An 11,242-nucleotide genomic window follows, 5' to 3' on the forward strand; every position below is an offset into this window, starting at 1 on the left:
TGCTCAATATGATTTATCATAGTTCTCCAATAAAGCAGATGAGAAAATAGAAAGGCTCTTCTTAAGCGATAATTTCAAGCTTATATCCTTTTCCCCGTATCACAACAATTTTGATATTCGGATCAAAATCCAATTTTTTTCTAAGTTTTGAGATAAACATATCCAAACTACGCCCCACAATAACACCTTCATCTTCCCAGATCTCTTTTTGCAGCCGGCTTCTTTCTATTGTTTCATTAGGAGATAGCGCAAAAATGTGCAATACACGTGTTTCAGTTCCGGTTAAGTCTGTTGGTTGTCCATTGATGATGAGCTTCCGGTTTTTCACATCGAACAAGGCGCTGCCTAAAGTTAAGGTGTCAGCATTCTTGCTTTCGGCTGCAGTTTTTCGCGGTTTAACAGATCTTATAAATATAAAGCCAATAAATGCTAAAAGTGGTAAACTACCCAGAAGATATCCATTCTTTGAGGTATTCAATCCTGTCGGTTTGAATTTTATATTGATCGTGTAACAGGCTCTCGGTTGAACTCTTCCCAGGCATGCTACAATATCATCTTTTTTATTATTGGAAATGGCGAATCCATAGGCCACACTAGAGTTACCACAGTTTAGAACGTTGACAATATAATCACCTGCGAGAGGGGCATTGGCCAGCAAACGGCGGGTAGTATTCATCAGTGATTCTGGTTGAAAAGCAAGCTCCTGTTCAAAGCTAATTTGGTATTCATTTTCTGTGATCTTTTTTACCGGTAGCACCCTTGATGTACTGTCGCCAGATTGTAGGAGTAGTTCATGTCCGATTTGGCGGAGCAGAACTTCTCTTCTGGCAAAGTCAAAGTTGTCAATGCCCGTTATGCTAAAAGCCACAAAGATCACAGAGATAAACGAGAGGAATATTAATCCGAACAGATACTTGCGTTTTCCGGAGAGGGTTTTTTGGTGATCAGACATACGATTTACGATTTATTTACAAAGGTTACATTTTTATTTACAATCCAAATCCCTAAGGCTCAGTAATATCAAAGTAGTTTCGCTGAACCAATTTTATAAGATATGAAAAATAAAACCATGAATTACGCAGCGATGTATATGGTGCTGTTAGTGTTTGTTTTTTACACCTCGTGTAAAGGACAAGACAAAACAAATGTAACAAAAGATAGTATTTACTCCGATGCCAACAGTTTAATTACTTTCAAATCGCCTAATAGGATGGTTCGTACGGCCAAGCAGGATAGAAATGGGAACATTTGGCTTGCTTCAGCTGGAGGTATTATCCGATATGACGGAAAGTCTTTTACCAATATTACAAATAAAGTGAGTTCGGCTCGTTTCTTTTCTGTTTTAGAGGATAGAAAAGGAAATTTTTGGTTTGCTTCTGTTGGTTCAGGAGTCTATTTCTATGATGGGAAATCTTTTCGAAATTTTACAACTAAGGAAGGGCTTGCCAACGACAGGGTGACCAATATTTATGAAGATAAGTCCGGTAATATTTGGTTCGGCACTGAAGGTGGAGCAAGCCGTTACGATGGGAAATCTTTTCGAAATTTTAAAATGAGTGATGCTTCCCTCAGTAATCGGAATGATTCTACCCATCAATCGGTTGATCAGAATGGCCTTCCTAAAGATCATTGGATGCACAATGATGTAAATGCGATCATTGAGGACAAAACAGGAAAACTTTGGTTTGGGACAAGGGGCAATACCTATATTTATGATGGCAAGACATTTAGCCCTGTAACCAATAAAGAGGGCAAACCTTTTGCAAATGTTCGTTCGATCATCAAAGATAAAAAGGGCAATATTTGGCTAGGTGGCAATGATGGGCTTTGGCGCTATGACGGTAGAACATTTACCAATTTCAACAAGAAGTTTGTAGGCTATATCTATGAAGATAAAAAAGGCAATATATGGACCAGTTCAGAAAGTGCTAAAGACAAAAAATGGGCACTTTCCCGTTATGATGAGAAGTCCTTGTCCAGTAAAAAGCCCATTGTAACTGAAATAAAGTCAAATGATATCATGCTTTTTGGGATTTTAGAAGCTAAAGATGGGAGTATATGGTTTGGCAGTTTGATGGGAGTGTATCGTTATGATGGAAAGACGATCACAGACTTTAAAAGTATAGAGGGGGATAATTGCTGATCTGAAGTTCATCAGGTTTTTACAATGAGCATCCATAACCCAGGTAAAGAGATTTTCTCAAGGCTATGGATGCTTTTAGTATTTAATCAGCGGATAGTGTCACCACTACCTTACCTTTTGTTCTACCAGTCTCTAAGCTCTGATGCGCTTTGTCCATATCCTTAAAGTCAAAGGTTTTCGAAACATGAGATTTCAGGATCCCTTTCTCCAGTAAATCAGCGATGGTTTTCATATCTCTGCCATTTGACTTTACCAATAACTCCGATAAATTGACATTTCTTTCCTGCGCCTTATCCTTATCTGACTGTGGAAAATTGCCTGTAGGAATACTGATGATCATGCCACCAGGTTTTACTGCGTCAATCGAACGCGTTAGGGTTTCACCTTCCATTGTATCTAGTACGAAGTCCGCATCGGTTACCAGTTCTTCAAAACGCTCTGAAGTATAATCGATATGTTCATCAGCCCCCAAACCTAAAACAAAATCCTTGTTGGCAGCTGAAGAAGTACCGATTACAAATGCACCTATATTTTTTGCGAGTTGAACAGCATAATGGCCTACACCACCAGATGCAGCATGAATCAATACCTTCTGTCCCTTACTTACCTTTGCATGGTTGAGGACCTGTAAGGCGGTTAAAGCCGCAAGCGTAGCAGCTGCAGCTTCCTCATGTGAAATGTCAGCTGGTTTTAGGGCTAACTGATTTGCAGGAACTGCAACATATTCAGCATAAGCCTTTCCTTGTCCGAAGAAATTTACCATACCAAATACCTCGTCGCCAATTTTAAAGTCTGATAACTGGCTGCCAGTTTTACTAACTGCTCCGGATATGTCCCAACCCAGGATAACCGGACGTTCTTCATTAAAAATCCAGGTCAGTACACCCTCATTCGCTCTTGCTTTTACATCTATAGGATTGACACTGATGGCCTTCACTTTTACCAATACCTCATTTTCTTTAATTTCTGGTAATGGGAGTTCTGTATGATATAGGTTTGCAGATGAGCCTGCTTCTTTTAAAATAATTGCTTTCATAGAATTTCATTTTTATTGAACTACAAAGTACTGTGATTAGTACCTTTGTGACAAGTATGCACTTTTAGGTATCCTACGCACTAAAAAGATACCAAGCTCATAATCAGCAATAAAAACTTATAAAAATGGCAAGAAAATATGGAACAGATCCAATTTGTTCATTGGATTATGCCTTTCAACGCATAGGTGGCAAATACAAAGGACGCATTTTATGGCATTTGCATATCCGCGATGTTTTGCGTTATGGTGAGCTCCGTAAAATACTAGACGACATTACTCCAAAAATGTTAACCCAGTCGCTACGTGAATTAGAAGAGGATATGCTCATTCATCGGGAAGTCTATCTGGAGGTACCACCGAAGGTAGAATATTCACTAACCAAAGTAGGGAAGGAGCTGGTACCCTTTCTCCATCATTTAAAAGATTGGGGCGCTAAACAAATACGGAAAGAGAAGTTAAAACCAATGAAAGTACAGAGCTAAATACCTTCTATATGATTCGCAGTTTCTTATTTTAAGCGATTAATGAAGGTGTTGACTTCCGACATATATAGATCACTGTCCCTATCTTGAATCCTTTTATAGAAGGATTCAAGCTGGTTACAATCCCAGGTAACCAATCTGAAATTTGGATTTAGCGTTATGAATGCTGAATAATCTGTTAATTAATATAATTGTCGGTTACTTTTGGTTTTTTAAAGCTAATGTTTATTTATAATTATTGCCTGAATAGACATAAAAATGAGCGTCTAGGTTTCTCAACTCTAACAAAAATGGCTGTAATTTGAAAGTCCAGAAAACTCTAATAATTTCCCTTACTTTGTAATTTACCAAATTTCATATGAATAAGGCAGATTCTTACATAGAACAGAATATCAAAGTTACGGTAGACGCTATAGTTTTTGGCTACAATCAGGAGAGTGGGATATCAGTTTTGCTGATCAAGCGAAAAATAGAACCTTACATCAATGATTGGGCTTTACCAGGTGGATTCGTACTCAATAATGAAACACTAGAAGAAGCAGTAGCACGTGAGTTAAAAGAAGAAGCAGGAGTATCTATTAATTATCTGGAGCAGTTATTTACTTTTGGTAAGCCGGATAGGGACCCTAGAAGACGAATTATTTCTATCGCTTATTTTGGCCTTGTAAAGTCTACTGACTTCAGACTCTTTGCTTCATCAGATGCATCTGAAGCTGCATGGTTCAATATATACCAGCTACCCCAGCTGGCTTTTGATCACAATGATATTGTGCAAAAGGCGATCAACCGACTAAGGGCAAAGATTACTTATGAACCTATCGGTTTTGAACTATTGGACAGAAAGTTTCTTTTCTCAGATTTAGAGCAACTCTATATGAAATTACTGGATCAGGAAATAGATCGTCGCAATTTTAAACGTAAAATCATGTCATTGGGATTGGTTGTGGAACTAGATGAGAAGGCTCCGACTAATAGTGTTGGGCGTCCAGGTAAATTATATTCATTTGATAGAGAAAAGTATGAAGAATTAAGGATCAAAGGATTTGATCTATATAAGCTGTTGTAATTCAAGATAAAAATGTATTTGTGTAAATTTTACGCAAATTATTTGGACGCTAAATATTAAGTTCTTTTATTTGTGTCATTATAACACAAATAGGTAAATTTAAATTTTAAGCATATGTTTGGCATCCAACACATCAAATTTGATTCAATGACTTATGTGTTCCATTTTAACAATGGACACATAAAAAAAGAGGGAAGAGGTTTATCATTCTTCTACTTTGCACCAAATAGCTCTATCGTAGCTATTCCTATGGGGAGTAATGACCTTCCGTTTATTTTTAGTGAATCCACTAACGACTACCAAAAGGTTACCATTCAAGGCCAGATCAGCTATAAAATAAGCAAGCCAAAGGAACTCTCAGACATTTTAGATTTTACGGTTACTGACAATGGGGCCTACAAAAAGAATGACATAGAAAAACTAAATCAACGAATTATCAATGAGGCTCAAACAGCAACGTCTGCTTTTATTCATGGGATCAAATTAAAGGATGCGATGCGGTCGGCTAAGGCGATTGAAGATCAAATTTTGGAAGGACTAATGTCTTCAGGTGCAATTCGTATGTTAGGTATAGAAATTCTGGGTGCAAATATCCTGGGCATTTCTGCAACACCTGAAATGGCCAGGGCATTAGAAACCGAAACCAGGGAAAAGCTTCAACAAGAAGCTGATCAGGCGATCTATGAAAGGAGAAATTTTGCTGTTGAACAAGAGCGCATCATTAAAGAAACCGAACTAAATACCGAAATCGCCGTTGAGGAGAAGCAAAAGCAAATTGCCGAAAAGAAAATGGAGTCTATGATTCAAAATTCGGACACTGAAAGGAAGCTCCGGGAAATGCAATTGGAGGCTGACATCTCTGTTGAAAATCATAGAAAACAGTTCATTGAGCAAAAAACTGAAAATGATATGAAAGAGGCCAAAACTCAAGGTTATATGATAGAGGCGACTTTGAAGCCTTACAAAGAAATGGATTGGAAGATTTTAACGGCATTAAATAACAATCCAGATCCAAGGTTCAATATTGCGCTTGCATTTAGGCAACTTGCAGAAAATGCGGAAAAAATAGGCAACCTGAATATTAGTCCAGAACTGTTAGATTCATTACTTAGCGAAAACCCAAATAAAAGATAATGAGTATAGAATATGCAATCATCGTAAAGAACAAAACGAGGTTGGAGTCCTTGATTGAACGGTTCAATACAAGGGCACAAGCTAAATTTTACATTGAAAGTCTGGGTGGAAATTTTACGGATTACGAGATAGAGCATGAAGCATTTTATGTGTCGCTAAATATTTTGCAGGCCATGCTCAGCAAGGTCATCAAATATAAAATTGTAGACAGAGCATTCATACCCTCATTTATTTTTTCAGAAAAGCACATGATCGTGGTAATCGGTCAGGATGGTCTTGTTGCCAATACGGCGAAGTACGCTAAAGGGCTTCCAATTGTGGCAGTTAATCCTGATACAGATCGTTATGATGGGGTCTTATTACCATTTACTACAGCCGATTTTATGGCTGGCGTTGAAGGTGTAATTGCCAATCAATTCCAGTTTAAAAAAAGACGTTTTGCAGAAGCCAAACTTAATGATGGTCAGCGGTTATTGGCTTTTAATGACTTGTTTATAGGTGCTGCTTCACACGTCTCTGCAAGATATCGAATCACATATGGAACGAAGACGGAGGAACATTCTTCCAGTGGATTGATCGTTTCTACCCCAGCAGGTTCAACAGGCTGGCTAAGTTCTATGATAAATATGGCTTTTGAAATCTTAAATACTGCTAACGGAAATCAGAAGCTGAAAAAACCAGTTTTTAAGGAGGATGACCTGATTTTTGCAGTGAGAGAACCATTTAAAAGTATAAGAACCCAAACTGATATTGTCCTAGGATCGATCCATCAGGAGTCGTATTTAAAAATAGAATCTCTGATGCCATCTAAAGGTATTATTTTTAGTGATGGAATTGAAGCTGACTTTTTAAGCTTTAATAGTGGCGCTGTTGCTACGATTGGCATCGCATCAGAAACAGCGATATTGGTTACTTCGAATGATGAATAAGACAATTACTCAAATAAAAATTGGCTTAGGGAGCGGCCAGGTTTGGGCTTATAACAATAAAGCCACCTTCTATTTGAAAACGGTTAGATATTACCTTTTTAGTTACTGGAGTTGCTACATTTGAGTGGACAGCGAGTTAAGTGAATTTGATAACTTAACAGAAACTATGTCACAAGAAAGAAAAACGTATCCAAAAGAGTTCAAGGTAATGAGTGTTGAACTGAGTAGTGGTATTATAAATTATTTCAAGATTGTGAATGGAGACAAAATGGGGAAGTATGTACTTACTGTGAATGATATTAAAAGTGGTAAGCGTATAAATAATAGGTTGGTTCTTTTGGATTATAAATTGAACGATAAATTCAAAGTACTGAAGAATACGTTCATGTAGCCAATTAGTAGGCTAACTAAGGATCATAAATAATGTCCAGCGGGAAACCCGCTGGTATTATAGTTTACTTTACTTTTGAGAGTTCTGTCTTTAGTTGCAGGGAGGTATGATTGTTAGGAGAAGGCTGGAGCAAGAGGATGATGAAAGTTTGAGGTCACAATTTGTGACCTCAAAAGCAAGATTGGCTATCTCCTGTGTTGAGCAAGATAAAAAGCAATTAATGGAAACTAAAAAGATCCTAGGATAGGGCTAATAAATCATTTGTTAAATGCAGGGAAAGCGCATCTAATTGCGATAAATCTACGATACCTAATTCTTTATAATGCGGTCTGATGAACTCATCCAATAGTTTTTTCAATTGATTTAAAACATCCTTCAAATTGATTTGAAGTTTTGTACCGTCAAAGTACCTCGCATCTGTTCCATCTCCCTCAGGTGAACAGTGGTTAACGTTTAGAGAATGACGCCAATATTCTGCATGCTTTCTCCATTCGGTCTGATCTACAATTGAAGGTTCATCAAACCAGATATTTCAGCTCAGAACGTTGGATTTAGCTAGCATATTACCAGAAGCAATATTAAATAATCCTAGAATGATGGTATTGAATTTATTGACTAAAGGATCAGCTGTCTGGGTAATATCATTAATTTGTACATCTAGATGTGCAACTGTAAAAGCCTCTTTTTTATGTTGAGCAAAATCAGGAATTTCGAAGCTTTGGCTTTCAAAACGTACCAAGGGAAAGTATACATCTTTGGGATCGCCAGATTTTGAGGTATTCACCTCTAATGCCGATGCTTTACTGAACGGATATTTCGTTTTGTCTAATACCTCAAATAAAAGTTTAATGATTCGATTAGAATTATAATCTGGTGAAAACCAAATTTTCCCAACTACCCCTAAATCAGCCGCCATTTCTTTACTGGTTTCATTTACCCAGCCTCGTTGTCCCGTTACGGTTACCTCCACATTGAAATTTATTCCAAGTTCTTTAATATAAGCACCTTGCTGCGGGCAGATAAGCGAATATACACGACCTTCATCAGTATAGCCGATTCTTGAAATATCAGGGGCAAACATTTGGTAACACCTGGATTTTTCTACGCCCAATTGGGTCTTCCAGCTAAACTCCGGCCAAATTGCTTTCATTTGGCGCTGTAGTTTGTCAATATTGGCCATATTATCCAATAGTTTAAGAGCACTAAGATCTGGTTTTGGATATTTGAATGCAGGATTCGACTCTTCAAATCCGCCGATCCATTGATTTTTTTGGAGTCCTGATTCCAGACTCGTCTCATGTGAAAAATTGTTGTTCATATCTTATTTATTTTTGGTTTGTATTCTATAATTTTTGTGATTCAAGACTACACGTAAATTCTCTGTCCCTATCAAATATTTTTCATCATGAGACTCATTTGGATCTGTCTGGCAGGCTTATATTATGGCACATAAATCTTAATCGCTATTATTGAAGATGGGATCTCTGCTAAGAAGACTCCTTATCAATTACCCAATACCATTTAGGTCTTAATTGTTGTCTTCTGATAAATAACTCTTTAATGATTGTTTAAAAATGAATAAAATAAATCTGAAGTTAATTTGGTTGTTATAATTAAAAATACGTAAAATGATATTTAGTTTAACAACTATTTGGTGTAAACTTTTGTTGACAAAATGTGGTGTGAAAGATGGTAAACCAGAAAGCTGTCCGTAAATTGCTATAGATTCACAAATTACCACTATTTTTAACTGAGCATAATGAAGATTTAGCGTAATTCCAGGGAGTATTTATCAGAGACATAATTTTTGAAGAACTATGCAAAATACCTTAAAGCACCTTATTACGTTTCTGCTGCTATTTGTAACGGTAAATATTACAAACGCACAATCGGAAAAAATCAGTTTGGAGGAATGCCATCAGCTGGCCAGGACAAATTACCCGGTAATCAAAAAGCTGGGATTAATTGCTCAAACCAGCGGCTATGACATTCAAAACGCCAATAAAAGGTTTCTGCCCCAGGTCAACTTTTCAGGACAAGCTTCCTATCAGTCTGAAACAGTAAGCTTTCCGGATGCTTTAGGGATGGCTGGATTTGCTGGTCTACTCCCTGTGATTAGCAAAGATCAATATAGGATACAGGGCGAAGTGAATCAGCTCATTTATGATGGTGGGAATACAAAAAAACAAAAGGACCTGATAAAGGCAAATTCCGGATTGCAGGAACAAAACCTGGAGGTGAATCTTTACGGCATCAAGCAAAGAATTAACAGCATTTACTTTTCTATTCTTTTAATGGACGCTCAGTTAAATCAAAACGAGCTGAACAAAGCTAACCTCCAAACACAAATGCAAAAAACCGAAGCAGCGCTTAAAAATGGTGTTGCTTTCCGGAGCAATCTGGATGAGTTAAAAGCAGAGGTCCTTAATATGGAGATGACAGGTACAGAATATAAATCGAACCGTAAGGCTTACCTTAGTATGCTTTCTCTTTTTATTGGGAAAGAATTGTCTTCCGCAAGCCAATTGGAAATACCTAAGGCGAATTCTGGTCAGGTTGAAATAAACCGACCAGAACTAAAAGCTTTTGATTTTCAGAAATCCATTTACGATACACAAAGGAAGCAATTGAGTGTTGATTATCTGCCGCAGGTAAATGCATTTTTCCAGGCTGCGTATGGGAGGCCGACATTAAATATTATTGAGAATAAATTTGGACCCTGGTATATCACAGGGATTAAATTTAACTGGTCGCTGGGGAGTCTGTATGCTTTATCGAATAAGCGAAATAACTTATCTATTCAGCAGCAATCGGTAGAGGTAGATCGGGAAACATTTTTACTAAATACCAGAATCGACCTTAGTCAACAGGACGAAAATGTGAAAAAATATTCAGAACTGATTAAGCAGGATGAAGAGGCTATCGCTTTAAGGTCTTCAGTGACAAAATCTGCAGCAGCACAATTGGAAAATGGGGTGATCACTACGCATGAGTATATACAAAAGCTGAATTCAGAAAATCTGGCCAGAGAAAATAAAATAGTCCATGAAATACAGCTGTTACAGGCAATTTACAACCACAAGTTTATTACTGGGAATTAATCCCTCATAACTAAAGGAAAAATGAAAAAGCTTATCCTATTTATTTCCGCTGCATTGCTACTTAATGCCTGTAAACAAAAGGATCAATATGATGCCTCGGGTAATTTTGAGGCTGATGAGGTGATCGTTTCAGCACAGCAAAATGGAATATTGATCTCTTATTCCGTACAAGAGGGGGCAGAATTGAAGGCTGGAGAAAAAGTTGGTCAGATTGATGTTCGTGTTACTGAATTGCAAAAGGAGCAGGTGCAGGCAAGTATGGAAGCCTTATCGAAAAAGACGGTTAATCCTGATGATCAGATTGAACTGGTTAGACGACAATTGGCCGTACAGGAGTCGCAACTGAGTCAGCAGCTCCGTGAGCGCAACCGAACAGAAAATCTGGTTAAAGCAGATGCTGCCACACAAAAGCAACTGGACGATATCAACGCAGCAATAGATCAATTGAAAAAGCAAATTGCAGTTACCAGACAGCAGCTAGCTTTAAATACTTACAATACGAATACCCAAAACCGAAGTATCCTGAGTGAAAAAGCACCATTGGAAAAGTCGATTGCGCAATATCAGGAACAGATTAATAAAGGGCAGGTCATTAACCCGATCAATGGAACTGTATTGGTAAGTTATGCCCTGGAAGGAGAGTTGCAGGTTACCGGTAAACCGATATACAAAATTGCCAATACCAACACCTTAGACCTGAGGGCTTATGTGACGGGTACTCAACTCTCGCAAATTAAAATAGGTCAGGAAGTCAAAGTAAGGATAGATCAGGGGAAAGACGATTTTAAAACGTATCCCGGAACGATCATATGGATTTCCAATAAGTCGGAGTTTTCACCTAAAACCATACAAACCAAAGATGAAAGGGCCAATCTGGTTTATGCGATTAAAGTAAGGGTAAAGAACGATGGTTATTTGAAAATAGGCATGTACGGTGAAGTGATCTGGACGAAATAATAG

The 11,242-nt window shown here is 37.7% G+C and carries 12 protein-coding genes; 8 read left to right on the forward strand and 4 right to left on the reverse strand.

Annotation, left to right across the window (positions count from 1 at the left end; all coding sequences use genetic code 11):
* Nucleotides 1-61: 61 nt before the first annotated feature.
* Nucleotides 62-952, reverse strand: a complete 891-nt coding sequence (locus R2Q94_RS19030; RefSeq protein ID WP_316823067.1) for a winged helix-turn-helix domain-containing protein — start codon at nucleotides 950-952, stop codon at nucleotides 62-64.
* A 102-nt stretch (nucleotides 953-1,054) separates the two neighbouring features.
* Here R2Q94_RS19030 and R2Q94_RS19035 point away from each other — a divergent pair, with 102 nt between their 5' ends.
* Nucleotides 1,055-2,143 (forward strand): two-component regulator propeller domain-containing protein, encoded by a 1,089-nt coding sequence (locus R2Q94_RS19035; protein ID WP_316823068.1) that lies wholly within the window; start codon nucleotides 1,055-1,057, stop codon nucleotides 2,141-2,143.
* An 82-nt stretch (nucleotides 2,144-2,225) separates the two neighbouring features.
* Here R2Q94_RS19035 and R2Q94_RS19040 read toward each other — a convergent pair whose 3' ends face one another.
* Complete coding sequence (locus R2Q94_RS19040) at nucleotides 2,226-3,179, reverse strand: NADP-dependent oxidoreductase (protein WP_316823069.1); 954 nt, start codon at nucleotides 3,177-3,179, stop codon at nucleotides 2,226-2,228.
* 125 nt (nucleotides 3,180-3,304) lie between these two features.
* Here R2Q94_RS19040 and R2Q94_RS19045 point away from each other — a divergent pair, with 125 nt between their 5' ends.
* The 5 genes from R2Q94_RS19045 (at nucleotide 3,305) to R2Q94_RS19065 (ending at nucleotide 7,181) form a co-directional block, all read left to right on the forward strand.
* Nucleotides 3,305-3,661, forward strand: coding sequence for a helix-turn-helix domain-containing protein (locus R2Q94_RS19045; protein WP_316823070.1), 357 nt, complete (start codon nucleotides 3,305-3,307; stop codon nucleotides 3,659-3,661).
* 358 nt (nucleotides 3,662-4,019) lie between these two features.
* Nucleotides 4,020-4,727: an NUDIX hydrolase gene (locus R2Q94_RS19050; protein ID WP_316823071.1), complete on the forward strand. Its 708-nt coding sequence runs from the start codon at nucleotides 4,020-4,022 to the stop codon at nucleotides 4,725-4,727.
* A 114-nt stretch (nucleotides 4,728-4,841) separates the two neighbouring features.
* Nucleotides 4,842-5,861, forward strand: coding sequence for an SPFH domain-containing protein (locus R2Q94_RS19055; RefSeq protein ID WP_316823072.1), 1,020 nt, complete (start codon nucleotides 4,842-4,844; stop codon nucleotides 5,859-5,861).
* Entirely contained in the window at nucleotides 5,861-6,790 is a 930-nt protein-coding gene (locus tag R2Q94_RS19060) for a hypothetical protein (protein ID WP_316823073.1), read from the forward strand. Before R2Q94_RS19055 ends, R2Q94_RS19060 begins: the two co-directional genes overlap by 1 nt.
* A gap of 166 nt (nucleotides 6,791-6,956) precedes the next feature.
* The gene (locus R2Q94_RS19065; RefSeq protein ID WP_316823074.1) at nucleotides 6,957-7,181 is read left to right on the forward strand and encodes a hypothetical protein; all 225 of its coding nucleotides are present in this window, start codon (nucleotides 6,957-6,959) and stop codon (nucleotides 7,179-7,181) included.
* 238 nt (nucleotides 7,182-7,419) lie between these two features.
* Here R2Q94_RS19065 and R2Q94_RS19070 read toward each other — a convergent pair whose 3' ends face one another.
* On the reverse strand, nucleotides 7,420-7,560 hold the full coding sequence (locus R2Q94_RS19070; RefSeq protein ID WP_316823075.1) for a hypothetical protein: 141 nt from the start codon (nucleotides 7,558-7,560) through the stop codon (nucleotides 7,420-7,422).
* A gap of 153 nt (nucleotides 7,561-7,713) precedes the next feature.
* Complete coding sequence (locus R2Q94_RS19075) at nucleotides 7,714-8,499, reverse strand: hypothetical protein (RefSeq protein WP_316823076.1); 786 nt, start codon at nucleotides 8,497-8,499, stop codon at nucleotides 7,714-7,716.
* Nucleotides 8,500-8,998: 499 nt separating this feature from the next.
* Between R2Q94_RS19075 and R2Q94_RS19080 the strand changes: the two genes are divergently transcribed.
* Nucleotides 8,999-10,282 (forward strand): TolC family protein, encoded by a 1,284-nt coding sequence (locus R2Q94_RS19080; RefSeq protein ID WP_316823077.1) that lies wholly within the window; start codon nucleotides 8,999-9,001, stop codon nucleotides 10,280-10,282.
* A 21-nt stretch (nucleotides 10,283-10,303) separates the two neighbouring features.
* A complete protein-coding gene (locus R2Q94_RS19085) occupies nucleotides 10,304-11,239 on the forward strand; it encodes an HlyD family secretion protein (protein WP_316823078.1) in 936 nt (311 codons plus the stop codon).
* Nucleotides 11,240-11,242: the final 3 nt, after the last annotated feature.

The sequence above is a fragment of the Pedobacter gandavensis genome (genome assembly GCF_032678465.1).
GTDB lineage: Bacteria > Bacteroidota > Bacteroidia > Sphingobacteriales > Sphingobacteriaceae > Pedobacter > Pedobacter gandavensis_B.